The following is a 24,092-nucleotide window of genomic DNA, read 5'->3' as shown; positions in this document are numbered from 1 at the left end:
CTGAGATGGCCCATTCCGCCGCCGCGGCGTCCGACGCCGCCAATCCCGCCGCCATCCCCGAGGGCAAGGACGCCAAGGCGCTGCACCGCCTCGTGTTCATCGGCATCGCGGTCGCGCTCGCGCTGCTGCCGCTCGTCCTGTACCCGGTCTTCCTGATGAAGGTGCTGTGCTTCGCGCTGTTCGCGCTGGCCTTCAACCTCCTGCTCGGGTACGGCGGCCTGCTGTCGTTCGGCCACGCCGCCTATTTCGGCATGGCCTCCTACGTCTGCGCCTACGGGGCCAAGGTCTGGGGCCTCTCCCCGGAACTCGCGATCCTGGCCGGAACCGCGACGGCGGCCCTGCTCGGCCTCGTCTTCGGCGCGCTGGCGATCCGGCGCCAGGGCATCTACTTCTCGATGATCACCCTGGCGCTCGCCCAGATGGTGTTCTTCTTCTCGCTCCAGGCGAAGTTCACCGGCGGCGAGGACGGCATCCAGGCGGTGCCCCGCGGCAGCCTGTTCGGCGTGGTCAGCCTCGCGGACGACCGCGTGCTCTACGGGCTGGTGGCGCTGATCTTCCTCGGCGGCCTGCTGCTGATCTACCGCATCATCCACTCGCCCTTCGGCCAGGTGCTGAAGGCGATCCGGGACAACGAGCCCCGGGCGATCTCGCTCGGCTACCGGGCGAGCCAGTACAAGCTCGCGGTCTTCGTGCTCTCGACGACGCTCGCGGGCCTCGCCGGCGCGACCAAGGCCATCGTCTTCCAGCTCGCCTCGCTCACCGACGTGCACTGGTCGATGTCGGGCGAGGTGGTGCTGATGACGCTGGTCGGCGGCATGGGCACGGTGTTCGGTCCGATCATCGGCGCCTTCGTGATCGTCGCGATGGAGAACTACCTCGCGCAGTTCGGCGCCTGGGTGACGATCATCCAGGGCATCGTCTTCGTGATCTGCGTGCTGCTGTTCCGCGAGGGCATCGTCGGGCTGTTCGCCCGGATGCTGAAGAAGCCGCTGTGAGGGGCCGGGCGCCCGCCGCCGGGGCGCGGGGAGGCCGCCGGGCCGCGTCCCCCGGGAGGAGGCCGGAGCGATGAGCACGCCAGAGAGGACGGCCCCGGCCGTGAAGGGCGGGATCGTGGCCTACCTGACCGTCGAGGGGGCGATGGCGGCCGCCTCGTTCTACGCGCGCGCCTTCGGGGCCGAGATCGTCGCGTCCCATCCCGCCGACGAGAAGGGCCGCACCATGCACGTGCACCTGCATCTCCACGGCGCCTCGCTGATGCTGTGCGATCCCTATCCGGAGCACGGCCATCCCTGGCGCGCCCCGCAGGGCTTCCACCTCCTGCTGCCGGTCGACGACATCGCCGCCTGGTGGGAGCGGGCGGTCGCCGCGGGGGCCGAGGTGGTGACTCCGGTCGCCGAGATGTTCTGGGGCGACCTCTACGGCCAGCTGCGCGACCCTTTCGGCGTCACCTGGGCGATGAACCAGCCCAAACGAACCGGCCCAAATGAACTAGCCTGAGCGCTGACGGGCGCGCGGTGACCGGGCCGCGTCAGCGCAGGCGCTCGGCGAGGCTCGTCGCGCGCCCGGCGCCGCGGTCCGGGGAGGCGGCCCCGCCGAGCATCAGCCCGACCTCGATGCAGAGCAGGAGCAGGATGCCGGAGAGCAGCGCGATGATCGCGGCCTGACCGCGCGGGCTGAAGGCGATGACCAGGCGGGGCGGCGGCACCGCCTCCTCCGGGAGCTCCGCGGCCGGGACCGGCCGGGGGACGTCGACCGGCTCGAATTGCGGCCGGTAGGTCCCGACCGGGATGCGGATCCGCACCCCGAGACCCGGTCCGGCGAGGGCATGCGCCTCCTCGAGGGTGCGGCGCAGGCGCCCCGCCTCGACCCGCACGCTCGGATCGAGGCTCGGGTCGAAGTCGCCGCCGCGGCCCAGGGCGCGGGTCGCGATCGTGTAGGCCTTCAGGGCGGCGCCCCGCCCGGCCAGTTCCTCCTCGACCACGAAGCGCAGGAAACTCGCCAGTTTCGGGGAGCGGGCGAAGCACGGCGTGCGCAGCACCGTGTCGAGCGCGCTCCTCACCGTCTCGTCGCCGACCTGCTCCCCGGCTTCCCCCATTGACGCCATTCCCGACCTACGCAACCCACGCTCACCAGATAACTCCCCCACAGTATAACGCAACTCGCCGAGTTGCGATCCTTTGCGAGAGGGTGAACGGGTTTCTGCCCCGGATTCAGGCGCGTTCGCCCGGGAAGGGCACGCTGAACAGGAGGCTGCGCGCCTCGTCGCGCACCTCGACGCGCCAGTTCTGCCATTCGAGGGCGAGGGGTTCGGGGCCGGTCATGGCGTCGACGATCAGGGCACAGGCCTGCCGGTGCGCGTCGCCGAGGTCGCGGCATTCCAGCCCGGCCTCGTCGGGAACGCTCAGCGTCGAGTCCTTCACGTCGAAGAAATAGCGGGGCACGGAAACCGGCTTGATCATCCAACCCAGGCCCGTCGGCCGCGGCTGCCTGCTTTCCGACCCGGTCGGGCGGACCCGGCAGCGCGTCCTCACGACCTTCGGGTTCGGATCTACCCTGACATAAGTAAGGATCTTCGCCAAGCGACGGCGGCAAACCGCCGTTGGGGCACGCCCGGCGAGTGTATATCTGGTATTTGGCATAACCGCGCCGGGCCACAACCAGGAAAATCTGGCAGTCGGCTGATATATCAGTATGCCCGCATCGGGGCCGGGTGCGGCGCTGCGGGGACCGGGACGGGGGATGCCGGCTCGTCGCGGGCCGGGGGCGCCTCGCGCGGCCGGGCCTGCAGGCGGGCCTGGAGCTGGTCGCCGGCGGCGCGGGCGAGGCCGGCCTGCGCCTCGCGCGCGGCTCGGGCGCGCAGGTCGGCAGGCAGGGCGTCGAGGAGCTTTCCGGCCTCCGCCGCCGCGGTGCCGGGCCGCTCCGGGCGGTCGGGCGCCGAGGCGTAGGCGATGAGGCCGATCACCAGCCCGGCGCGCAGCACAAACCCCATCCGGCCCTCCGAGATCCCCGGGGCCGAGCCTCGCCGCCAAACCTCAACGCCGCCTGACCGCGCGCCGCGGATCGGCCCGGATGCTTAACGGCAGGGCTTTTGCGTCGCCGCGGCGCCCCTGGTAGCGTCCCGGGCGAACACGCGGGAGAAGGTGGATGACGACGAACGCGGCGACCCTGAGAGCGGCGAACGACGCGCTGGCGCCGAACGACCTCGACGCCTGGTGGCTGCCCTTCACGGCGAACCGCGCCTTCAAGCGCAAGCCCCGCATGGTCGCCCGCGCGAAGGACATGCACTACTACACGCCGGACGGACGCGCGATCCTCGACGGCGTCGCCGGCCTGTGGTGCTGCAATGCCGGCCACAACCGCGACCCGATCGTGGCGGCGATCCAGGCGCAGGCGGCGGAACTCGACTTCTCCCCCGCCTTCCAGTTCGGCCATGCCGGGGGCTTCGCGCTCGCCTCGCGCATCGCCGCCCTCGCGCCGGGCGACCTCGACCACGTCTTCTTCTGCAATTCGGGCTCGGAGGCGGTCGACACCGCGCTCAAGGTCGCGCTCGCCTACTGGAACGCCCGCGGGCAGGGGGGGCGCACGCGCCTGATCGGCCGCGAGCGCGGCTATCACGGCGTCGGCTTCGGCGGCATCTCGGTGGGCGGCATCGTCACCAACCGCAGGATGTTCGGCACGCTGCTGGCGGGCGTCGACCACCTGCCGCACACCTACGCGCGCGAGCACCAGGCCTTCACGGTGGGCGAGCCGGAATGGGGGGCGCATCTCGCCGACGATCTGGAGCGGATCGTGGCCCTGCACGACGCCTCGACGATCGCGGCGGTGATCGTGGAGCCGATGGCCGGCTCGACCGGCGTGCTGCCGCCGCCCAAGGGCTACCTGCAGCGCCTGCGGCAGATCTGCGACCGGCACGGCATCCTGCTGATCTTCGACGAGGTCATCTCGGGCTTCGGCCGGCTCGGCCACGCCTTCGCGGCCGAGCGCTACGGCGTGGTTCCGGACATGATCACCTTCGCCAAGGCGGTGAATTCCGGCACGGTGCCGATGGGCGGCGTCCTCGTGCGCAAGGGCATCTACGACGCCTTCATGCAGGGGCCCGAGCGCACCATCGAGCTGTTCCACGGCTACACCTACTCGGCGCATCCGCTCGCCTGCGCGGCGGCGCTGGCGACGCTCGACCTCTACCGCGACGAGGATCTCTTCGCCCGGGCCCGGCGCCTGGAGCCGGTGCTGGCCGAGGGCCTGATGAGCCTGCGCGACCTGCCCAACGTGCTCGACATCCGCGCCCTCGGCCTCGTCGGCGCGATCGACCTCGCCTCCCGCCCGGACGCGGCCGGGGCGCGGGCCTTCGAGGCCATGGACCGGGCCTTCCAGGAATTCGGCCTGATGGTGCGCATCACCGGCGAGACCATCGCGGTGACCCCGCCCCTTGTCATCGGCGAGGACCAGATCGGGGAACTCGTGGACAAGCTCGGCCGGGTGATCCGGGCGGTGGCCTGAGCCCCGCCCCCGCCGCGCGGGGGCGATCTCGGACCAAAGTCCAAGTTTGCCGCGCCTGCGTTAGAAATTTCTGACGCGGGTGATCAACCGATTTAGTCTGGCCCGAAGTCACCGCGGCAGCATAAGGTGCCGCTATGGCGAACGCCACGCCGACTTCTCCAGAACAACACTCGGGTTCCATGCCGACTGACATCGAGATTGCCCGCGCGGCCACCCTGCAGCCGATCAGCGCCATCGCCGAGACGCTCGGCATCCCGGACGAGGCCCTGCACCCCTACGGGCGGCACATCGCCAAGATCGACCATGCCCACATCGCCTCGCTGGAGGCCAAGCCCGAGGGCAAGCTGGTCCTGGTGACGGCGATCAGCCCGACCCCCGCGGGCGAGGGCAAGACCACCACCACCGTCGGTCTCGGCGACGCGCTGAACCGGATCGGCAAGCGGACGGTGATCTGCCTGCGCGAGCCCTCGCTCGGCCCCTGCTTCGGCATGAAGGGCGGCGCGGCCGGCGGCGGCAGGTCCCAGGTCGTGCCCATGGAGGCGATCAACCTCCACTTCACGGGCGATTTCCACGCCATCACCTCGGCCCACAGCCTCGCGGCGGCGCTGATCGACAACCACATCTACTGGGGCAACGCACTCGGCATCGACCCGCGCCGGGTCGCTTGGCGGCGCGTCGTCGACATGAACGACCGGTCGCTGCGCTCGATCGTGCAGTCGCTCGGCGGCGTCGCCAACGGCTACCCGCGCGAGGACGGGTTCGACATCACGGTCGCCTCCGAGGTGATGGCGGTGTTCTGCCTCGCCCGCGACCTCGCGGATCTGGAGGCGCGGCTCGGCCGGATCGTCGTCGCCGAGAGCCGCGAGCGCAAGCCCGTGACCCTCGCCGACCTGAAGGCGACGGGCGCCATGACGGTGCTGCTCAAGGACGCGCTGCAGCCGAACCTCGTCCAGACCCTGGAAGGGAGCCCGGCGCTGATCCATGGCGGCCCCTTCGCCAACATCGCGCATGGCTGCAACTCGGTGATCGCGACCCGCTCGGGCCTGCGCCTCGGCGAGTACGCGGTCACGGAGGCCGGGTTCGGGGCCGATCTCGGCGCCGAGAAGTTCATCGACATCAAGTGCCGCCAGACCGGCCTGTCGCCGAGCGCCGTGGTCATCGTGGCCACGGTGCGGGCCCTCAAGATGCACGGCGGCGTCGAGAAGAAGGCGCTCGGCGGGGAGAACGTCGCGGCCCTGGAGAAGGGCTTCGCCAACCTCCAGCGCCACGTCGAGAACGTGCGCCGCTTCGGACTCCCGGTGGTGGTGGCGGTGAACCACTTCCACGCCGACACGGAGGCCGAGCACGCCGCCCTCAAGGCCCTGTGCCGCGACAGGCTCGACGTCCAGGCGATCACCTGCCGCCACTGGGCGGAGGGCGGCGCGGGGGCGGAGGATCTCGCCCGGGCGGTGGTGTCCCTCGCCGAGGGCGGCGCGCCCGCGACCCCGAACTTCGTCTACCCGGAAGAGGCCAAGCTCACCGACAAGATCCGCACCATCGCCCAGACGCTGTACGGGGCGGCGGACATCCAGGTCGAGTCGAAGGCCGCCGCCAAGCTCGCCCAGTTCGAGAAGGACGGCTACGGCAGGCTCCCGGTCTGCATGGCCAAGACCCAGTACTCGTTCTCGACCGATCCCGGCCTGATCGGGGCGCCGAGCGGCCACGTGGTGGCGGTGCGCGACGTGCGCCTCTCGGCCGGGGCCGGCTTCGTGGTGGTGATCTGCGGGGAGATCATGACCATGCCGGGCCTGCCCAAGGTGCCGGCCTCCGAGGGCATCTACCTCGACGCGAACGGGCAGATCGAGGGCCTGTTCTGAGCCCGGGGCAGGCCCCGCCCGTCGCGGGCGGGGCCGGTCTCTGCGTCGCGGCGGGCCGTCGGGCGAACGTGCTGTCCGGACGTGATCGTCCGGACAGCGTCTCCCCCACCGCACCAGCGACCCGCGAGCGGGCGTGGGAGGCGCGGGCCGGGCGCATCGCGCTTGCGATCCCCAAGCTGCGCAAGGGCAGCCGCTGCGCAAGGGCAGCCGTGCGCAAGGGCCGCTCCTTGCCGAGCTTCCTGGAGCCGCGCCGCACGGCCGAGAAGGCGCTCACGGCCGTGATCCCGGAGGCCGACATGCACGGGGTCTCGACCCGGTCCGTCGATGACCTCGTCACGGCGACGGGCGGAAATCGTAATATCTTGAATGGGTTGAGACCCTAGAGGACGAGGTTCTCGTCGAAGCGGTCGGGCGAGATCGGCAGGCGGAACTCCACCGCGATGCCGCCCCTGAACTGGCGCACCACCCGGCAGGGCGTGCGCCCGACGAGGAGAGCGGAATCGATCGCGAGCGGCAGGTCGCAGGCGAGGGCGGCCCCCGACAGCGACACGTCGATCAGGCGCGCGGGCACCTCGACCCCGGTGTCGAGCCGGAGCGTGACGGCGGTCTGGCGCGGCACCACGCGCTCGTGGCGCCGGTCCTCCGGCAGGCCGAGACTCGCGCGGTTGGCCAGCCAGGTCAGCTGCGAGGCGATCTTCTCCCGCTTGTGCGCGGTCGCGCTGATCGCCACCGCGAACCCGTCCGGCAGCACCCGCGCGATCGTCCCCTCGATCCGGCCGAGATGCTCCAGGTAGATCACCGTCCGCTCGCCGACCTCGCCGGTCACGGCGCAGACCAGCCGCACCCCGCCCGGGGAGATGTCCACGGTCTGGCAGGGATATTCCCGGCGGTCGGACAGCATGTACCGCCCCAGGAGCGAGACGGTCACCCGGTGGTGGCGGCGCCGATCCGACGCCTGCGCGGCGAGCAGCCGGGCACGGGAGACGGACGGGCTCGCAACGGTGCTCATGGTCGAGGTGACCTGCGGGAAATCGGCCTTGGAACCCTCGCTTTTGTGAGCCCCAAACCTTAACGAAATGCCCGGAGCCCGGTCAGTGACGGCCGCCCCGATGCAGGACGAGCCGCGGCCGGCGCGCCTGATCGTGGTCGTTGGCCGGCTCGGGCGGGTGGTCCGGGTCCTGCCGCTCCGCCCCGGTGAGGACGCGCAGCGAGACGGTGCGCAGCGCCGTGATCGGCCGCAGGCCGAGCCAGCTCGGCGACTTCCCCGCCGAGAGGGAGCCGATCACCCGCGCCTGGGTCTTGCCGCGGTGGCGCAGGGGCAGGAGCAGCAATTCGAGATCGACCGCGTCGCCCTCGTCCGTGGTGCCGACGAGGCCGACCACCACCCCGACCGTCTCCTGCACCACCACGTCGACGAGCCGCCACGGATCGGAGGCCGCCCCGGGCCCCCACAGGCTCTGGAAGCGCCGGCCGCGCAGCTCGCCCCCGAACAGCGCGCAGAGGCGGGTTCCGGCGAGGCGGATCGTCGCCAGCTGCAGCGCCGGCTCGATCTCCAGGATCAGGCTGTCGGCCAGGATGTGGCGGATCTCCCCCGGCTCGATCTCGGCGCGCTCCGGCGCCGCGCGGGCGCCGCGCAGGCCGTTCCAGTAGGCGTGGAGCAGGGCGCTGGTCGGGTGCTTCATGGTGTCTCGTCGTGGCACAGGCCCGGATCCGGCCCTGTCGGCTTCGGGATGACTTGGCGCGACGTGAGGCGGGCGCGGCCAGGCCTGATTCGATGGAGCAGAGCCTATGCCGCGCCTCAGGCGGGATGGAGCGCAACGTTCTCGTAAGGTTAACGCCGCGCCGATGTGATCTCGGGCGCGCGCTGCCACAATTTCGACGCGGACGGGCGCCGTGGGGCTGGCGCGGCGGCCTGCCTCGCCCTATGGGTTGCCGCAGCAGGGGCGGGGGCCGATTCGGCCCGCGTCGTCACGGTCCGGACATCGTCCACGCGGGGTATTCCCCGCGCGACCGCCCCGATCAAGGGAGAGCGGCAACGCTCTCCCTTCTTTTTGTCCGGCGCGCCGTCGCGCCGGCTTCCCTTTTTGTCCGGCGCTCCGTCGTCGCGCCGGCTTGCGGCGGCGCCGCCGGACGGTCACGGTAGCGGAATGGATGCGACCCCCGATCTGCCGCGCCCGCCCCGGGTGCCGGTCTTCAACATGCCGGGCGTGGTCTCGGCCGCGGTCGGCCTGCTCGTCCTGATCCAGGCGGGCCGGGTGCTGATCCCCGACACCTGGGACATCACGCTCCTCGTCGACCTCGCGCTGGTGCCGGCCCGCGCGACCCTCGCGCTCGATCCCGGCCGGGCGGACGAGGTGGTGCGGGCCGCCGCCTCCTGGCCCGGCAGCCCCCTGGAGGTGCAGGCGCGCGCGGCCTTCGCCAACTACATCGTGGCCGAGAACGCCGCGATGCCCTGGACCTTCGTGACCTACGGGCTGCTGCACGGCTCCTGGGCGCACGTCCTCCTCAACGGCCTCTGGCTGGCGGCCTTCGGCACCCCGGTGGCGCGGCGCTGCGGCGCGTGGCGCTTCTGCGCCATCGCGCTCGCCGCGACGGTCGCGGGCGGGGCGCTGCACGTGCTGCTCGATCCGCTCAGTTCGCTGCCCCTCGTCGGCGCCTCGGCGGGCGTCTCCGGGCTGATGGCGGCCGCGACCCGCTTCGTCTTCCAGCCCGTGCCCGATGCGGGCGCGGCGCCGGGGCTGCTGCCCTGGCAGCGCCCGGTCCCGTCCCGTCTGCAGACCATCCCGGAACTCCTGCGCAACCGCGCCGCCGCCCTGTTCCTCGTGATCTGGTTCGTCACCAACCTGCTCTTCGGCCTGCTCGCGGTGCCCCTCGGCATCAGCGACGCGAGCGTCGCCTGGGACGCGCATCTCGGCGGGTTCCTGGCCGGCTTCGTCCTGCTGCCGCTGCTGGAGCCCCGGCGCCGCTGAACGCTGCGGAGGAGCGCGGCCTGTCGGGAAGTCGAGGTTGCAAGGTGACGCGGCTGACCACACACTCGGGGTGGAACGACAATCCGGCCCGGCCGCCCGGCGAGGCGGCGAGGGAAGGCCGGATCCGGACGAGGAGGAAGCGATGACCGTTGCGCGTATCCTGTCCCAGAAGGGGCGCACCGTGGTGACGGTGCAGCCCCACCGCACGCTCTCCGAGGCGGCGACCCTGCTCGCCGAGAAGGGCATCGGCGCCCTCGTGGTGAGCGATGCCGGCCTCTCGGTGCTGGGCATCATCTCGGAGCGCGACATCATCCGGGCGGTCGCCCGCCACGGCGCGGAGGCGCTCGATCACTCCATCTCGCGCCACATGACCGGGCGCGTCGTCACCTGCACCCGCGGCACCGCCATCGAGGAGGTCATGGAGCTGATGACGGACGGGCGCTTCCGCCACGTTCCGGTCGTGGAGGAGGACCGCCTCGTCGGCCTCGTCTCGATCGGCGACGTCGTGAAGCACCGCATCGCCCTGGTCGAGGCCGAGCAGCAGGCCCTGCGGGAATACATCGCCACCGCCTGACGCCCGCGCCGCGCCGGCCGCCGCGCCGGAAGCGCGTCCGGCGGGCGGCCCGGGAGGGCCGCGGCGGGCGGCCGTCAGCCCGGAAGGGCCGCGGCGGCCACGACTTCGCGGATCTCCGGGAGCATCTTGCGGGCGGCCTGACGCCCGAGCTCGATGCACTCCTCGGCCCGGTGGAACTCGAACAGGCCCATCTGGGCGAGCTTCGGGTTGATCATCACGTCGGGCGGGTCGCCCGCGAGGCGCGAGCGCGAAATCCGGTCCTGCGTGATGTTGAAGGCGTCCACCATCACGCTGGCGATGCCCCCCGGCATGCCGGGGTCGAGCCGGGGCTTGGGCGCGCGCTGGGCGCGCAGCCGCGGCCAGCGGCGCGGCGCCTCGGTCAGGGTCTCCACAGCCTCGTTCGCGGCCGCCTCGACCACGCTCGCGTCGCCGCCATGCGCCTGGATCACGGTCCCGCGGATGCGGATGTCGCCGTTGAGGTTCACGCACAGGACGACGTCCGCGCCCAGGGCGCGGGCCACCGTCACCGGCACCGGGTTCACGAGCGCCCCGTCCATCAGCCAGCGGCCGCCGACCTTGACCGGGTCGAAGATGCCCGGGAGCGCGTAGGAGGCGCGCACCGCCTCGACGACGCCGCCGCGGGTGAGCCAGATCTCGTGGCCGCTGCCGAGTTCGGTCGCGACGGTCGCGAAGGTGACGGGCAGGGCCTCGATGCATTGCCCGCCGAGGTCGCGCTCCAGCAACTGGCGCAGCCGCTCGCCCGCGATGAGGCCGGAGCCGCTCAGGTGGAAGTCGAGCAGGCCCATCACCCGGCGCTTCGTCAGCGAGAGGGCGAACTCCTTGAGGGCGGCGAGCTTGCCGCCCGCGTAGCAGGCCCCGACGGCGGCGCCGATCGAGCAGCCCGCCACCACGTCGATCCCGAATCCCGCTTCCTCCAGAGCTTCGATCACGCCGATATGCGACCAGCCCCGGGCGGCGCCGCCTCCGAGGGCGAGGCCGAGCTTGGGGCGGCGGGGGCGGGGCCCGGGCCGGGGCGGCTCGTCCGAGAGGCTCGCGCCCCCGCCCCCGCCGCCCGCATCCGCGAGGCGACGGGTCGGCCCTGCCGAAAAGAGACCCAGGCCGTCCCACATCATGACGTTCGACTCCCGTGACGTCCGCTTGCCCTGCGGAACCCGTGCCAAGCGGGCATTACTGGAAACCAGTCTGCGCCGGATCTATCAATCGATTCTCAACGACAGGGGTTTCATCGCTCCGTCCTAGACTTTCGGCGCGGGATTTTTTGCCGGCTCACCCGTGCCGGCCGGGCCGTCCTGGCGGGCGCCCGGCCCGGCCGCGCAGGGCGCTCGCGGCGGGGCATGGAGCGAGCGGCAAGGCGCGGCGGCAAGGAGCGGGGGGCAAGGAGCGGAGGGGGCGGCGTCAGGCCCGCATCAGCCGGGGCGTGCCGAAGCGGGGCAGGATGCCCTCGCGCATCACCGCGCGGCGCAGGGGGGCGATGGTCGAGAGGGCGAGGAGTCCGGCGCCGCGCAGGAGGTCGGCCGGGAGCAGGCCCGAGAGCAGGCTGCGGTTGAGGGCGTCGACGGCGCCGCTGCGCAGGCGGGCATCGAGCGCCCGGCCGCGGGCGAAGCGCCCGAGCAGCGCCTCGCCGCCGGGATCCGCGCCGCCCTGCCGCGCCTCGACCAGCAGGTCGCGCAGGGCCGCGGCGTCGCGCAGCCCGAGATTCAGGCCCTGCGCGCCGATCGGCGGGAAGACGTGGGCGGCCTCGCCGACCAGGGCGAGGCGGGGCGCGACCGGGCGCGTCGCGAGGAGGCCCCGCATCGGCACGACCCCGCGCGGCCCGTCGATCGCCATGCGGCCGAGCAGGGCCTGGGCCCGCCGCTCCACGGCGGCGGCGAGGGCCGCGTCGTCGAGGCCGCGCAGCCGCTCCGCCTTCTCGGCCGCCGTCACCCAGACCAGGCTCGACCGGCGCCCGCCCGGGAGCGGCACCAGGGTGAAGGGCCCCTGCCGGGTGTGGAACTCGGTCGAGATCTCGCGGTGGTCGCGGGCGTGGGACAGGATGGTGGTGAGCGCCGCCTGCGGGTAGTCCCAGCGCCGCACCGGGATCCCGGCCGCCTCGCGCAGGGGCGAGCGGGCGCCGTCCGCGGCGACGACGAGCCGGGCCCGCACCTGCGCCCCCCCTTCGAGCGTGACGGTCGCGGCCCCGCCTGCCGGCGCGGCGCCGGCCACGTCCTCCTCGATCAGGGTCAGGCCCGGCGCCGCGCGGGCGCAGGCGCGCAGGGCCTCGACCAGGCGCGCGCTCTCGACGTTCCAGCCGAAGGCGCCGAGGCCGATCTCCGCCGCGACGAAGCGGGCCGGCGGCGGTCGGAACAGGCTGCCTGTGTCGTCGATGAGGTGCAGTTCGGCCAGGGCGGCGGCGGAGGGCGCGATCGCCTCCCAGGCTCCCAGCGCCCCGAGGAAGCGCACCGACCCGTCGAGCAGCGCGACGGTGCGCCCGTCCGCCACCGGGGCGTGCCGGCCGAGGAGGGCGGTGCGCAGCCCGTCGCGGGACAGGGCGAGGGCCGCGGCCAGGCCGGCCGCGCCCGCCCCCACCACGGCGACCTCGAAGTCGGGATTCTCTGCCTCGCCCACGCCGACACTCCCCAGGATGACTTGCGGGCAAGATGGGGGCGGTCCGCGCCCGGCGCCATTGCCGAAACCGTCGCGGCACCTATGATCCGCCCGGCTCGAGAGACGAGGGCGGGAGGATCCGATGCCGAAGGCGATCCGGGTGCACGAATATGGCGGCCCCGAGGTGATGCGCTACGAGGAGGTCGACCTCCCGGCGCCCGGCCCGGGCCAGATCCGCGTGCGGCAGCGGGCGGTGGGCGTCAACTTCATCGACATCTACTTCCGCTCCGGCCTCTACAAGGCGCCGCAGCTGCCCTTCACCCCCGGCAACGAGGGGACCGGCGAGGTGGTGGCGGTGGGCGAGGGCGTCGCCGGCCTCGCGGTCGGCGACCGGGTCGCCTACGGCTCGGCCGCGCAGACCTACGCGCAGGAGGCGGTGATCGAGGCCCGGATGGCCGTCAAGGTGCCGGACGGCATCGACGACGCCACGGCCGCCGCCATGATGCTCAAGGGGCTCACCGCCCAGTACCTGCTGCGCAAGACCTATCGGGTGCAGCCCGGCGACACGATCCTGTTCCACGCCGCGGCGGGCGGCGTCGGCCTCATCGCCACGCAATGGGCCAAGCATCTCGGCGCGACGGTGATCGGCACGGTGGGCTCCCGGGACAAGGCGGAACTCGCCAAGCAGCACGGCTGCGACCACGTCATCCTCTACCGCGACGAGGATTTCGCGGCCCGGGTCAAGGAGATCACCGGCGGCAAGGGCTGCGCGGTGGTCTACGACGGCGTCGGCCAGGCGACCTACCCGGCCTCCCTCGACTGCCTGCGGCCCTTCGGCATGTTCGTGAGCTTCGGCAACGCCTCGGGCGTGATCGAGAATTTCAACATCGGGCTGCTCGGGCCCAAGGGCTCGCTCTACGCCACCCGGCCGACGCTGTTCACGCACGTGGCCGAGCGGGCGAGCCTGGAGGCGATGGCGGATGACCTGTTCGGGGTCGTCGGGAGCGGCGCGGTGAGGATCCCGGTCCACAGCCGGGTGCCGCTGGCCGAGGCCGCGCAGGTCCACCGCGACCTCGCCGGCCGCCAGACCACCGGCGCCACCGTGCTGATCCCGTGATCGTTCCGGCCGAGACCGACGTCCTCCTGGTGGTGGACGTCCAGCGCGACTTCCTCCCCGGCGGCGCCCTCGCGGTGCCGGACGGGGACGCGGTGCTCGGGCCGATCAACGACCTCGGACGGCGTTTCCGGCACGTCGTCCTCACCCAGGACTGGCACCCGCCCGGCCACGCCTCCTTCGCGTCGAGCCACCCGGGCCGCGCGCCCTTCGAGAGCCTGGACCTCGCCTACGGCCCGCAGGTGCTGTGGCCGGACCATTGCGTCATGGGCACGCCCGGCGCGGCGCTGGCGGACGGGCTCGATCTCGCCGGGGCCGAACTGGTGATCCGCAAGGGCTACCGGCCCGGCATCGACAGCTACTCGGCCTTCCTTGAGGCGGACCGGCGCACGACGACCGGGCTCGCGGGCTACCTGCGCGAGCGCGGCCTCGCGCGGGTCGTGCTGTGCGGGCTCGCCACGGATTTCTGCGTCGGCTGGAGCGCCCTCGACGCGCGGGCGGCCGGGTTCGAGGCCGTGGTCGTCGAGGAGGCCTGCCGGGGGATCGATCAGGCGGGCTCGCTCGCGCGCGCCTGGGAGGCGATGGCGCGCGCGGGTGTCGCGCGGGTGTCCCTCGCGGCGATCGGCGGCTGAGCCGCCGCGGTTCTCGCGGCTCAGACCGCGATCCCGTGCAGGTCGTAGGTGTCGGCGCGCTCGATCTTCACCGTGACGATGTCGCCCGCCCGCACCGGGCGCCGGGAGGCGACGTGGACGCTGCCGTCGATCTCCGGCGCGTCGGATTTGGAGCGGCCCCTGGCGACGGTCGGCCCGGCCTCGTCGATGATCACCGGCAGGCGCTTGCCGACCTTGGCCCTCTGCAGCCGCAGCGACACGGCGGCCTGGGCCTCCATGAAGCGGCGGTAGCGCTCCGCCTTGACCTCGTCGGGGACCGGGGGCGCGACCTCGTTCGCGGCGGCGCCCCGGACCGGCTCGTAGGGGAAGCAGCCGACCCGCTCCAGCTTCGCCTCGGCGAGCCAGGACAGCAGCTCCTCGAACTCGGCCTCGGTCTCGCCCGGGAAGCCGACGATGAAGGTCGAGCGGATGGCGAGGTCGGGGCAGACCGAGCGCCAGCCGCGGATGCGCTCCAGCATCTTCTCCTGGTTGGCGGGGCGGCGCATGCGCCGCAGCACCGAGGGGCTCGCGTGCTGGAGCGGCATGTCGAGGTAGGGCAGCACCTTGCCCTCCGCCATGAGCGGGATGACCTCGTCCACGTGCGGGTAGGGATAGACGTAGTGCAGGCGCACCCAGACGCCGAGCTCGCCGAGGGCCCGGGCGAGGTCGACGAAGCGCGCCCGCACCTCGCCGTCGCGCCAGGGGCTCGCCGCGTAGCGCAGGTCGACCCCGTAGGCGCTGGTGTCCTGGGAGATGACGAGGAGTTCCTTGACGCCCGCCTTCACCAGCTTCTCGGCCTCGCGCAGCACGTCGCCGGCCGGGCGGCTGACGAGGTCGCCGCGCAGGGACGGGATGATGCAGAACGTGCAGCGGTTGTTGCAGCCCTCGGAAATCTTCAGGTAGGCGTAGTGGCGCGGCGTCAGCTTCACGCCCTGGGGCGGCACGAGGTCGAGGTAGGGATCGTGCGCGGGCGGCACCGCCTCGTGCACGGCCGCGACCACGGATTCGTAGGCCTGCGGGCCGGTGACCGCGAGCAGGTTCGGGTAGCGCTCGCGGATCTCCTCGGGCTGCGCCCCCATGCAGCCGGTGACGATCACCCGGCCGTTCTCGGCCATCGCCTCGCCGATCGCCTGCAGGGATTCCGCCTTGGCGGAATCGAGGAAGCCGCAGGTGTTGACGATGACGACGTCGGCGCCGTCGTGCTTGCGGGCGAGTTCGTACCCCTCCGCGCGCAGGTGCGTGAGGATCCGCTCGGAATCGACGAGGGCCTTCGGGCAGCCGAGCGACACGAAGGAGATCTTGGGGGCAGCACTCATCAGGGGATGCATCGCTCGCCCGCCCCGCGGCGGGAGGAGCGCGAGCAGGCCTGATCGGGGGAGGGAGGGTGTTCGGGGCGGCGCCATAGCACGAGGGCGCGCGCGCGTCACGCGAGGCCCGAGCGCGCACCCGCGCGGCGGGCCCCGCAGGCCCGCGGCAAGCCCCGCAGGGCCCCGCGGCAAGCCCAGCGGCAAGCCCCGCAGGGCGTCGTGGCAAGCCCCGCAGGGCCGTGGCAAGCCCCGGCGGGGCGCACCCGCCGGCCGCCCTCTGCCGCCGGGGGATCCGCGCAACCTCCGCACAAGGCTGACCCCCAACATGGGGCGCGATCAGGCTCCCATCGTCTCACCCCGAGGGCGGTTCATCGATGTCAGGTCGCGAACAGGCCGAGAGGCTCTGGAACAACATCATCGAGCTCGGCGCCCGGCGCCTCGCGGCGCTCGGCATCATCGGGCTGACGGTGTTCCTCGCGGTCGGGCTCGGCGCCTATTACCTCAGCCGCCCCGCCCAGGAGACCCTCTACGGGGGATTGAGCCGCGACGATGTCGGCCGCATCGGCTCGGTGCTGAAGGACGCCAACATCCCCTTCGACGTCAGCACCGACGGCACCGCCGTGCTGGTCCCCTACGGGCACACCGCCCAGGCGCGCATGCTGCTCGCCGAGAAGGGCCTGCCGCAGAGCTCGAAATCCGGCTACGAGCTGTTCAACGACCTCGGCTCCCTCGGCCTCACCTCCTTCATGCAGGAGGTGACGCGGGTGCGCGCCCTGGAGGGCGAGATCGCCCGCACCATCCAGACCATGAAGGGCGTGAAGGCGGCGCGGGTCCACATCGTGCTGCCGGATCGCGGCTCGTTCCGGCGCGAGCAGCAGCCGCCCTCCGCCTCGGTGGTGGTGCGCACCGAGCCGGCCGACGACGGCAGCGGCGCCCAGGCGATCCGCCACCTCGTCGCCTCGGCGATCCCGGGCATGAAGCCCGAGCGCGTCACCGTGATCGGCACCGACGGGACGCTGCTCCTCTCCGGCGACGACGTCGGCAACGCCCCGACCGGCAAGATGGCGAACCTGGAGAAGCTCGTGAACCGCGAGATCCAGGACAACATCCGCCGCACCCTGACGCCCTATCTGGGCGTCGGCAATTTCGAGGTCAGCGTCGCGGCCCGGCTCAACACCGACAAGACGAGCACCAACGAGACGATCTTCAACCCCGACCAGCGGGTCGAGCGCTCCGTCAAGGCGACGCGGGAGACCGAGAACTCGCAGAACCGCTCCTCGCAGCGGCCGACCACGGCCCAGCAGAACCTGCCCGACCAGCGCACGCGCTCGGACGGGAACGACACGTCGAGCACCGAGACCCAGAAGCGCGAGGACCTCACCAATTACGAGATCTCCTCGAAGACCATCCAGACGGTGAGCGACGGCTACGGGATCAAGCAGATCTCGGTGGCGGTGCTGGTGAACAAGTCTCGCCTGTCCTCGCTCGCCGGCCCCAACGCGCCGCCCGCCGCGATCGACCAGCAGATCGGCGAGATCGAGCAGCTCGTCGCCTCGGCGGCCGGCTTCAGCAAGGAGCGCGGCGACCACGTCAAGGTCGCGGCGGTGGGCTTCGTCAACGACGGGGCGCCCCTCGAGCCGGTGCCGCCGCTCAGCCTGACCGAGGTGCTGATGCGCCAGTCGGCGACGCTGATCAACGCCGCCACCATCCTGGTCGTCGCCTCCCTGCTGATCTGGTTCGGCCTGCGCCCGGCCCTCCGGGCCATCCTGGAAGTCCCGGCGGCCGAGCAGGAGATCGCGGCCCTCGCGGCCGAGGGCGCGGCAGGCGCGGTGCCGGCGCTGCCGGGCGCCGAGGCCGGGAGTGCCGCCGCGGGCCTGCTCGAAGGCTCGCCGGAGGCGGCGGCCCTCGCGGCCGCGGGCGGCACGCCGGGGCCCGCGCAGCTCGGCCCGCCCGTCATGGCGAGCCTGATCGACGATCTCACCAACCGCATGAACTCCTCGCCGCAGAAGAAGCTGGAGCAGATGATCGAGTTCGACGAGGAGCAGGCCGCCAACATCCTCAAGCGCTGGCTGATGCGTGAGGAGCCGGCCTGATGACCGCGATCTTCGCCCGCTACCTGCCCGATTTCTCGGCGGAGACCTCCGCCGCCGCCGAGGCCGAGCCCCTCGCCGTCCTGCTGCGCTCCGCGCGCCGCTCGGCGGAGCCGCCCCCGCCCCCGCCCCCGGCGGAGGACCGCGAGGCCCTGCTGCGGGAGGCCGAGGAGCGCGGCCGGAGGCTCGGCCGGGCCCAGGCGGCGGCCGAGACCGCCGCCGCCCTGGACGCCGCCCTCGCCGAATCCCAGGCCGTCGCCGACGCGCAGATGCGCGAATCCCGCCGGGCCTGGGCCGAGGAGGAGGGCCAGGTCCTCGCGGCGGCGCTGATCCGGGCGACGGGCGAGATCGAGGCCCGGCTGGCCGCGCGCCTGGCCCACCTGCTCCTGCCGGTTCTCGGCGAGGCGGTGCGCGCCCGCGCCGTCGCCGAGTTGCGCGACGCGATCGCGCGGCTCCTCGCGGATGCCGCCAAGCCGGCCGTCCGGGTGAGCGGCCCGCAGGACCTGCTCGACGCGCTCGCGGCGGCGCTCGGCCCGCAGGCGCAGGGGATCGCCTTCGCGCCCGCGCAGGGGGCGGACGTGACCGTGACGGCGGAGGACGCGGTGATCGAGTCGCAGCTCGCCGCCTGGACCGGCCTGCTCTCGGCGGCGGTGACGGAGGCCTGAGATGGCGGACGAGGCCCACGAGATCATCATCGTCCGTCGCCGCGGCGACGACGAGGACGGCCATCACAGCGCCGCCTGGAAGATCGCGCTCGCCGACTTCATGACCGCCATGATGTCGCTCTTCCTGGTGCTGTGGCTGGTCAACTCGACCAGCAAGGAGACGAAGAGCGCGATCGCCGACTACTTCAACCCGATCCGCCTCGCCGAGATGTCCCCCGAGAAGAAGGGGCTGCGCGATCCGACCAACGCGCCGAGCGACAGCGGCGAGCCCGGCAAGACCGGCGAGAGCAAGGGCGGCGAGGGCAAGGGCAAGGATTCCTCGACGAGCGGCTCCGCCAGCCGCGCCAAGGAGGCGGCCCTGTTCCAGGATCCCTACGCGGTCCTGGCGAAGCTCGCCGCCGAGGCCGATGCGGAGCGGCCCGGCGACGCCTCCTCGGCCGACGCGGTCACCGTCCAGGAGGGCAAGCCGGGCGTGACCGGCGGCGAGGCGGCCCGCGACCCCTTCGACCCGCTCTACTGGCAGGTCGCCCCGCTGCCGCAGGCGCGCAGCGAGACGCCCGGCCCGATCAACACCGTGGCGAAGACCCCCAGCCGCGTCGATGCCAGGGCGGCGCTGCCGAATGCGGCGCGCGAGGGTCGGACGGGGCTGGACCTGGTGCCGAAGGAGATCGCCGACCTGCTCAAGCCGCCGGGCGCGAAGCCGGAGCGGACCGAGGCCAAACCCGCCGAGGCCAAACCCGCCGAGGCCAAACCCGCCGAGGCCAAGCCTGCGGAGGCCAAGCCTGCGGAGGCCAAGCCCGCGGAGGCCAAGCCCGCGGAGGTCAAGCCCGCGGCCGTCGCGCCGGTCGACGCCAAGGCCGCGGAGCCGGGCGAGAACGCCGCCCTGGCCGAGCTCAAGGCGGAGGTCCTGAAGGCGGTCCAGCCCCTCGCGACCGGAGCACCGGCCCCGAAGGTCGAGGTGCGCCGCACCGGCGAAGGCACGCTCATCAGCATCACGGACGAGCTCAATTTCAGCATGTTCAACGTCGGTTCGGCCGAGCCGCAGGCGAAGGTGGTCAAGGCCCTGGAGCGCATCGCCAAGGTGCTGAGCAGCCGGCCGGGCCAGATCGTCCTGCGCGGCCACACGGATGCGCGCCCGTTCAAGTCGGAGAGCTACGACAACTGGCGCCTGTCGAGCGCCCGGGCGCAGATGGCGGCCTACATGCTGATCCGCGGCGGCGTCGCGGAGCGCCGCATCGTCCGGATCGAGGGCCACGCCGACCGGCAGCCGCGCAATCCCTCCGATCCGATGGCCGCCGAGAACCGGCGCATCGAGATCCTGCTGCGGGAGAAGCCCGAGTGACGGGCCAGAGGGTCCCGCGCGCCCTCGGGCGGCCCGTCGCGCTGGCCCTGCTCTGCGGCCTGGTCCTCGCCGGCGCCGCGCGGGCGAGGGGGGGGCGGGGCGGGCGGCCACGGCGACGGCAAGGCCGAGGGCGCGGCCGGTTCCGGCCACGCGGCGAGCCCTCCGGCGGCGGGCGGCGGTGGCGGGCACGGCGGTTCCGCCGCCGCGGCGGTCGTCGCGCCGCTGCCGGTCGCGCCGCGCAGCCTGTCGGTCGAGCTCGTGCGCACGCTGCAGCTCCTTCAGGACCGCATCGCCCGCGGCGGCACCCAGGCCCACCTCGCCCAGCGCCAGCTCATCGCGCATATCGAGCAGCGCCTGATCGGGCTCGAACCGGAGACCTGGGGCAAGCCCGCCAACGTGCAGGCCGCCGTGACCTTCGCGCTCGCCGGCGGCGGGCCGGGCGTGCTCCGGCGCGTGATCGAGGCCGGCAGCCTGCCGGATTCCGAGGCGCCGCTCCTGCAGGGAGCCCTCGCCTTCCTGGAGGGGCGCGAGAGGGACGCCCGCACGGTGCTCACCAAGCTCGACGCGCAGACCCTTCCGGCCAGCCTCGGCGGCCAGGTCGCCCTCGCGCAATCCGCCCTGGTGGTGCGCGAGAATCCCGATCAGGCCCTCCGGCTCCTCGATCTCGCCCGGCTGCTCGCCCCGGGCACGCTGGTGGAGGAGGGGGCGCTGCGCCGCGAGGTGTTCGTCCTCGCCCAGGCGGGCAACATCCCGCGCTTCGAGGCGCTCTCGATCCAGTACCTGCGGCGCTTCCGGCACTCGGTCTACGCGGGCAATTTCCGCCAGCGCTTCGCCGCGGCGCTCACCCGCCTCAAATACGGCGACGACCCGGTCCGGATCGGGCGCCTGGAAGCGATGCTGGCCGAGATCGAGCCCGAGGGGCGGGGCGACCTCTACCTGCTCGTCGCCCGGGCGGCGGTGGAGCAGGGGGAGATGCGGGCCGCGGTCTTCGCCGCCAACCGCGCGGCGGCCCTGGTCGAGGCCGGCAGCGTGAGGGCGGCCCAGGCCCGGCTCTACCGGGCGGCGGCCGCGATCGCCACGCCGGACGGGTTCGACGGCGCCTACGCGGTGCTGCGCAGCCTGGACCGCGCGGCCCTGCCGAGCGCGGATGCCGGTCTGCTCGACGCCGCCCTGTCGACGGCGGCGCAGATCCGCCGCGACCTGCCGCCCGCTCCCGCGACTCCTCCCGAGGAGGCCGCCGACGGCAAGCGGCCCGTCCCCCAGGCCAAGACGATCGCCCGCGCCCAGGAGGCGATCGAACAGATCGACGACATGATGCGGAGGACGCGCCCATGAACGCCCTCGACAGCCTCCACGGCCTGATCCGGATCGCCGTCGACGCGACGTCCGGCCGGGGATCCTCGGACGGGGATGGCCGGGCCCCCTCCGGCCAGGACAGCTTCGACACGGTGCTCGATGCCCTGGACGAGCGCCGCGACGCGCCGGCCCGGGGCCCGGCCGCCCTCATCGCGCCGGCGCCGCCGAAGCAGGAACGGGCCGCCGCGCTCCTGCAGCGCCTCAGCGCGCTGGCGGCCGGCGAGGGGGACGGCGCCGCCTCGACCGAGGCCCCGGGCCCCGCACCCGCGACGGCGCCGGAGCGGCCGGATGTCGCGAATGCCCTCACCGCCGCGCTCGCGCAGGAAGCCGTGGCCGCCCTCGCGGCCCAGCTCGGCGCGTTCGGCGCGTCCGCCTCGGTCGCCGCCGCGGATCAGACGGCTGCGCCGGCGGTCCCCGCTCAGCCTCCGGCGCTGCTCGCGCCCGGCACCGGGCCGGCGCCGGTCGCGACCGTCCTGCCGCCTGCGACGGTCCTGGCGCAGGAAACCCACTTCAACCCGGTCATGCCGCAGCTGCTGGCGGCCGGGCCCGAGGCCGGCGGGGATCCCGTCGCGGCGCTCGCCGCCCTCACCCAGGAGGCCGAGCCGCCTCCGGCCGGGGAGGCCGCGCCGCGCCTGCTCCGGCCCGACGCCCTCGCTGCGTCCGGTGCCGCGGGCGGACGCGCCGGCGTGGGCGCCCCGCGGCCCTCCGGTCCGACCGGGGCGGCGAGCGGGCCGTCGCGCCCGCAGCGCGCGGACGCGCCTTCGACCGACCCGACCTGGGCCGCAGGGGGGCCGGCGAGGGCCCTCGCCACGCCGAGCGCCACCGCGACGACCGGGTGGCCGAACCGGGTCCAGGATTCCTCCGCACCCGCCCGCGATGCGGCAGCGCCCGCGACGGCGCCCCGGCCGGATGCGGCCGGCTCGGCCGCCCTCCTGGCCTCCGCGGCGCCGGTCCCCGAGCTGCCCGCGAGCAGGCAGGCGGCGGGATCCTCCTCGTCGCCGCAGGCCGCCCTCGCGTCGGCTCCGGCGGGCGACGCGGGCGCGCGGCCGGCAGCTTCCGCGCCCGCCGCGTCGCAGCCGGTGGCGGGCCCGTCGGCCCGCGCGGGGATCGCGCCGCGGCCCCTCGGGCCCGGCGGTCGGGCCGGCCGCGACTCCGGCGCCGCGGGCGAGAACCGGGCCGTCGGCGATCGGGCAGGGGACGGGTTCGGCGGCACGGACGCGCCGGGGCCGGCCAAGGCCGGTCCTGTCGCGCCGGCGGCCGCCGAGGGCGGGCGCCAGGAGGCCCGTGCGCCGATCCGCGCGCATGCCGGGACGCCGACGGTGGCCGCCGAACCTGTCGCGGGAATGACGGCTGCCGGGTTCCCGGCCGAGGCGCCGCGCCCGGGCGACGCGGGCGATCCGGGGGCGCTCGCCCTGCCGGTGAATGCGGCCGGTGCGGCCGCGAGGCCGTCATCCGCACCTCCTCCGGGCGCGCCGCCCTCGGGCGCCCTGCCCTCCGCCACGCTGCCGCACCTCGTGGCCTCTCTCGACGCGCAGGGCGGACCGAGCACCGCGATGGCGGCCGGACCGCTGCGCATCCTGACGCTCCAGCTGAGACCGGCCGATCTCGGCTCGGTCACGGTGACGATGCGCCTGCGCGACGGGCAGCTCGACATGAGTCTCAAGACCAGCCGTGCCGAGACGGCGGAGATGCTGCGCAAGGATGCGGACCTCCTCGCCGGACTGCTGCGGGAGGCCGGATACCGGCCCGACAGCATCGGCATCCAGGCGGCGGATTCCCGGGGCAGCGGCCCGCAGGGCTTCGCGTCCCCGGCAGGGAGCGGAGGGTTCGGCGCGCCGGGCGGCGGACAGCCTTCCTTCGCCGACGGGTCCGACCACCCGGCCCGCCGCCAGGAGGCGGGTGCCGACCAGCGCGCCGGAGCGCGAGGGAACACGCAGGATGAGACGGGTTCGCAGTCCAATTCTGGCCGCAGCGGCGTTTATCTCTAGCGCCGGGCCGGTCGCCGCCAATGTCTGCGAGCGCGAGATGGCGCAGGCGGCGACGCGGCACGGCGTGCCGCTCGGCATGCTCTACGCGGTGGGGCTCACCGAGAGCGGCAAGCGCGGCTCGCTGCAGCCCTTCGCCATGAACATCGAGGGGAAGCCGTATTTCGGCAGCAGCGTCGCGGACGTGCGCGCCAAGTTCGACGAGGCCCGGCGCCGCGGCGCCCGGCTGATCGATCTCGGCTGCATGCAGATCAACCATCACTTCCACGGGGCCAAGTTCGGCTCCGTCGAGGCGATGCTGGATCCGAAAGCGAATGTCGAATACGCGACGCGGTTCCTCAAGGAGCTGAAGGCCCGCGAGGGCACCTGGACGCTCGCGGTGGCGCGCTATCACGCCGGCCCGAACAACAACCCCGCCCAGAAGCAGTATGTCTGCCAAGTCATCACCAACATGGTGGCGACCGGCTTCGGCACCTGGACGCCTCAGGCGCGGGCCTTCTGCCAGTAGGGCCCGCCCGGCGCGCCCGCGAGCGGCGCGCTCCCCTCACGCGCGGCGAGCCCGGAGGACCGGGACCGGGGTGCTGGCGGACGCGGTCCGTCATACGCCATCCGGTTGATGGCTTCGCCATCTCCCATTTCGGCCATGCGGATGTCGGCTTCGCCCAGGCGCCGCGCTCAGGCGCCGCGCTCAGGCGCCGCGCTCAGGCGCCGCGCTCAGGCGCCGCGCTCAGGCGCCGCGCAGGCGCGTGATCCGGGATCCGCTTGGGTCAAGCTGGTCCCGGATCACCGCGGGCGCCAAGCACGCGGACCGCACGGCGCGTGATGGGGTTTCCGCCTGATCCGCGCAGAATCGGACGGAGCTTGGCGGTCACCTCGACTTCCGGGGCTTCCGGTCGGATCGGCGCGGGATCGGCGTCGCGCGGCTTCCCGGTGATCGGGCCGGCATGAAAACCCGCCGATGCCGTCATCACCCATCCGGGGTCCCCAGGCTCCCCTCCCCAGGCCGGACCCGCGCGGCCAGAGCCCGGGCAGCCGATGTCGGCCTTGCCGGATCGCGGCGCTGAACCGATCAGGCGAGAC

At 73.7% G+C, this 24,092-nt stretch carries 21 protein-coding genes and 2 pseudogenes; 15 read left to right on the top strand and 8 right to left on the bottom strand.

The window, feature by feature from the left end:
• The first annotated feature begins 5 nt into the window (after positions 1-5).
• Both QA634_RS16435 and QA634_RS16430 read left to right on the top strand, forming a co-directional pair.
• Positions 6-995 carry a branched-chain amino acid ABC transporter permease gene (locus tag QA634_RS16435; RefSeq protein WP_012333047.1) on the top strand — a complete coding sequence of 330 codons (990 nt, stop codon included), beginning with the start codon at positions 6-8 and terminating at the stop codon, positions 993-995.
• A gap of 70 nt (positions 996-1,065) precedes the next feature.
• Complete coding sequence (locus QA634_RS16430) at positions 1,066-1,497, top strand: VOC family protein (protein ID WP_012333046.1); 432 nt, start codon at positions 1,066-1,068, stop codon at positions 1,495-1,497.
• Positions 1,498-1,528: 31 nt separating this feature from the next.
• Here the strand turns inward: QA634_RS16430 and QA634_RS16425 are convergent, their stop codons facing one another.
• The 3 genes from QA634_RS16425 to QA634_RS16415 form a co-directional block, all read right to left on the bottom strand.
• Positions 1,529-2,095, bottom strand: coding sequence for a hypothetical protein (locus QA634_RS16425; protein WP_012333045.1), 567 nt, complete (start codon positions 2,093-2,095; stop codon positions 1,529-1,531).
• Between the two features lie 115 nt (positions 2,096-2,210).
• Entirely contained in the window at positions 2,211-2,441 is a 231-nt protein-coding gene (locus tag QA634_RS16420; RefSeq protein WP_150108840.1) for a DUF6894 family protein, read from the bottom strand.
• 245 nt (positions 2,442-2,686) lie between these two features.
• The gene (locus tag QA634_RS16415) at positions 2,687-2,989 is read right to left on the bottom strand and encodes a hypothetical protein (protein WP_012333043.1); all 303 of its coding nucleotides are present in this window, start codon (positions 2,987-2,989) and stop codon (positions 2,687-2,689) included.
• A 155-nt stretch (positions 2,990-3,144) separates the two neighbouring features.
• Between QA634_RS16415 and QA634_RS16410 the strand changes: the two genes are divergently transcribed.
• The 3 genes and pseudogenes from QA634_RS16410 to QA634_RS16400 form a co-directional block, all read left to right on the top strand.
• Positions 3,145-4,500 carry an aspartate aminotransferase family protein gene (locus QA634_RS16410; protein WP_012333042.1) on the top strand — a complete coding sequence of 452 codons (1,356 nt, stop codon included), beginning with the start codon at positions 3,145-3,147 and terminating at the stop codon, positions 4,498-4,500.
• A gap of 179 nt (positions 4,501-4,679) precedes the next feature.
• On the top strand, positions 4,680-6,356 hold the full coding sequence (locus QA634_RS16405) for a formate--tetrahydrofolate ligase (RefSeq protein WP_012333041.1): 1,677 nt from the start codon (positions 4,680-4,682) through the stop codon (positions 6,354-6,356).
• A gap of 122 nt (positions 6,357-6,478) precedes the next feature.
• Positions 6,479-6,703: pseudogene (locus tag QA634_RS16400) on the top strand (transposase); the annotation flags it as partial.
• A 32-nt stretch (positions 6,704-6,735) separates the two neighbouring features.
• On the opposite strand, the gene QA634_RS16395 reads toward QA634_RS16400, so the two are convergent.
• Both QA634_RS16395 and QA634_RS16390 read right to left on the bottom strand, forming a co-directional pair.
• Entirely contained in the window at positions 6,736-7,365 is a 630-nt protein-coding gene (locus QA634_RS16395; protein WP_012333040.1) for a PilZ domain-containing protein, read from the bottom strand.
• An 82-nt stretch (positions 7,366-7,447) separates the two neighbouring features.
• Positions 7,448-8,038, bottom strand: coding sequence for a PAS domain-containing protein (locus QA634_RS16390; RefSeq protein ID WP_012333039.1), 591 nt, complete (start codon positions 8,036-8,038; stop codon positions 7,448-7,450).
• Between the two features lie 465 nt (positions 8,039-8,503).
• On the opposite strand from QA634_RS16390, the gene QA634_RS16385 reads away from it, so the two are divergent.
• Together QA634_RS16385 and QA634_RS16380 are read left to right on the top strand one after the other, a co-directional pair.
• Complete coding sequence (locus tag QA634_RS16385; RefSeq protein ID WP_012333038.1) at positions 8,504-9,325, top strand: rhomboid family intramembrane serine protease; 822 nt, start codon at positions 8,504-8,506, stop codon at positions 9,323-9,325.
• A gap of 142 nt (positions 9,326-9,467) precedes the next feature.
• Complete coding sequence (locus QA634_RS16380) at positions 9,468-9,899, top strand: CBS domain-containing protein (protein ID WP_012333037.1); 432 nt, start codon at positions 9,468-9,470, stop codon at positions 9,897-9,899.
• A gap of 74 nt (positions 9,900-9,973) precedes the next feature.
• Here QA634_RS16380 and QA634_RS16375 read toward each other — a convergent pair whose 3' ends face one another.
• Positions 9,974-11,032: a patatin-like phospholipase family protein gene (locus tag QA634_RS16375; protein ID WP_012333036.1), complete on the bottom strand. Its 1,059-nt coding sequence runs from the start codon at positions 11,030-11,032 to the stop codon at positions 9,974-9,976.
• Positions 11,033-11,315: 283 nt separating this feature from the next.
• Complete coding sequence (locus QA634_RS16370) at positions 11,316-12,524, bottom strand: UbiH/UbiF family hydroxylase (RefSeq protein WP_012333035.1); 1,209 nt, start codon at positions 12,522-12,524, stop codon at positions 11,316-11,318.
• A gap of 121 nt (positions 12,525-12,645) precedes the next feature.
• On the opposite strand from QA634_RS16370, the gene QA634_RS16365 reads away from it, so the two are divergent.
• Together QA634_RS16365 and pncA are read left to right on the top strand one after the other, a co-directional pair.
• The gene (locus tag QA634_RS16365) at positions 12,646-13,620 is read left to right on the top strand and encodes a quinone oxidoreductase family protein (protein ID WP_012333034.1); all 975 of its coding nucleotides are present in this window, start codon (positions 12,646-12,648) and stop codon (positions 13,618-13,620) included.
• Positions 13,617-14,249, top strand: coding sequence for a bifunctional nicotinamidase/pyrazinamidase (gene pncA / locus QA634_RS16360; protein ID WP_012333033.1), 633 nt, complete (start codon positions 13,617-13,619; stop codon positions 14,247-14,249). The genes QA634_RS16365 and pncA overlap by 4 nt, the downstream gene beginning before the upstream one ends.
• A 20-nt stretch (positions 14,250-14,269) precedes the next feature.
• Here pncA and rimO read toward each other — a convergent pair whose 3' ends face one another.
• A complete protein-coding gene (gene rimO, locus QA634_RS16355; protein WP_012333032.1) occupies positions 14,270-15,595 on the bottom strand; it encodes a 30S ribosomal protein S12 methylthiotransferase RimO in 1,326 nt (441 codons plus the stop codon).
• A 353-nt stretch (positions 15,596-15,948) separates the two neighbouring features.
• Between rimO and fliF the strand changes: the two genes are divergently transcribed.
• From fliF to QA634_RS16325, 6 genes and pseudogenes are all read left to right on the top strand, one after another.
• Positions 15,949-17,667: a flagellar basal-body MS-ring/collar protein FliF gene (gene fliF / locus QA634_RS16350; protein ID WP_012333031.1), complete on the top strand. Its 1,719-nt coding sequence runs from the start codon at positions 15,949-15,951 to the stop codon at positions 17,665-17,667.
• The gene (locus QA634_RS16345; RefSeq protein ID WP_012333030.1) at positions 17,667-18,329 is read left to right on the top strand and encodes a hypothetical protein; all 663 of its coding nucleotides are present in this window, start codon (positions 17,667-17,669) and stop codon (positions 18,327-18,329) included. Before fliF ends, QA634_RS16345 begins: the two co-directional genes overlap by 1 nt.
• Position 18,330: 1 nt before the next feature.
• Positions 18,331-19,671: a MotB family protein gene (locus QA634_RS16340; protein ID WP_283027509.1), complete on the top strand. Its 1,341-nt coding sequence runs from the start codon at positions 18,331-18,333 to the stop codon at positions 19,669-19,671.
• 183 nt (positions 19,672-19,854) lie between these two features.
• A pseudogene (locus QA634_RS16335) lies at positions 19,855-21,006 on the top strand (chemotaxis protein); the annotation flags it as partial.
• Positions 21,003-23,015, top strand: a complete 2,013-nt coding sequence (locus QA634_RS16330; RefSeq protein WP_012333027.1) for a flagellar hook-length control protein FliK — start codon at positions 21,003-21,005, stop codon at positions 23,013-23,015. The pseudogene QA634_RS16335 and the gene QA634_RS16330, both read left to right, overlap by 4 nt.
• On the top strand, positions 22,966-23,520 hold the full coding sequence (locus QA634_RS16325; protein WP_012333026.1) for a transglycosylase SLT domain-containing protein: 555 nt from the start codon (positions 22,966-22,968) through the stop codon (positions 23,518-23,520). Before QA634_RS16330 ends, QA634_RS16325 begins: the two co-directional genes overlap by 50 nt.
• Positions 23,521-24,092: the final 572 nt, after the last annotated feature.

The sequence above is a fragment of the Methylobacterium sp. CB376 genome, assembly GCF_029714205.1.
Lineage (GTDB): Bacteria > Pseudomonadota > Alphaproteobacteria > Rhizobiales > Beijerinckiaceae > Methylobacterium.
This window is presented reverse-complemented; position numbering and strand designations above follow the sequence as displayed.

Bases quoted from the DNA above. Each gene is read 5' to 3' on its own strand.
- QA634_RS16325 (WP_012333026.1), top strand. From the start codon at position 22,966: ATGAGACGGGTTCGCAGTCCAATTCTGGCCGCAGCGGCGTTTATCTCT.
- fliF (WP_012333031.1), top strand. From the start codon at position 15,949: ATGTCAGGTCGCGAACAGGCCGAGAGGCTCTGGAACAACATCATCGAG.
- QA634_RS16405 (WP_012333041.1), top strand. From the start codon at position 4,680: ATGCCGACTGACATCGAGATTGCCCGCGCGGCCACCCTGCAGCCGATC.
- QA634_RS16415 (WP_012333043.1), bottom strand. From the start codon at position 2,989: ATGGGGTTTGTGCTGCGCGCCGGGCTGGTGATCGGCCTCATCGCCTAC.
- QA634_RS16385 (WP_012333038.1), top strand. From the start codon at position 8,504: ATGGATGCGACCCCCGATCTGCCGCGCCCGCCCCGGGTGCCGGTCTTC.
- QA634_RS16340 (WP_283027509.1), top strand. From the start codon at position 18,331: ATGGCGGACGAGGCCCACGAGATCATCATCGTCCGTCGCCGCGGCGAC.
- QA634_RS16330 (WP_012333027.1), top strand. From the start codon at position 21,003: ATGAACGCCCTCGACAGCCTCCACGGCCTGATCCGGATCGCCGTCGAC.
- QA634_RS16430 (WP_012333046.1), top strand. From the start codon at position 1,066: ATGAGCACGCCAGAGAGGACGGCCCCGGCCGTGAAGGGCGGGATCGTG.
- QA634_RS16410 (WP_012333042.1), top strand. From the start codon at position 3,145: ATGACGACGAACGCGGCGACCCTGAGAGCGGCGAACGACGCGCTGGCG.
- QA634_RS16390 (WP_012333039.1), bottom strand. From the start codon at position 8,038: ATGAAGCACCCGACCAGCGCCCTGCTCCACGCCTACTGGAACGGCCTG.
- rimO (WP_012333032.1), bottom strand. From the start codon at position 15,595: ATGCATCCCCTGATGAGTGCTGCCCCCAAGATCTCCTTCGTGTCGCTC.
- QA634_RS16395 (WP_012333040.1), bottom strand. From the start codon at position 7,365: ATGAGCACCGTTGCGAGCCCGTCCGTCTCCCGTGCCCGGCTGCTCGCC.
- QA634_RS16365 (WP_012333034.1), top strand. From the start codon at position 12,646: ATGCCGAAGGCGATCCGGGTGCACGAATATGGCGGCCCCGAGGTGATG.
- QA634_RS16435 (WP_012333047.1), top strand. From the start codon at position 6: ATGGCCCATTCCGCCGCCGCGGCGTCCGACGCCGCCAATCCCGCCGCC.
- QA634_RS16375 (WP_012333036.1), bottom strand. From the start codon at position 11,032: ATGATGTGGGACGGCCTGGGTCTCTTTTCGGCAGGGCCGACCCGTCGC.
- QA634_RS16425 (WP_012333045.1), bottom strand. From the start codon at position 2,095: ATGGGGGAAGCCGGGGAGCAGGTCGGCGACGAGACGGTGAGGAGCGCG.
- QA634_RS16345 (WP_012333030.1), top strand. From the start codon at position 17,667: ATGACCGCGATCTTCGCCCGCTACCTGCCCGATTTCTCGGCGGAGACC.
- QA634_RS16380 (WP_012333037.1), top strand. From the start codon at position 9,468: ATGACCGTTGCGCGTATCCTGTCCCAGAAGGGGCGCACCGTGGTGACG.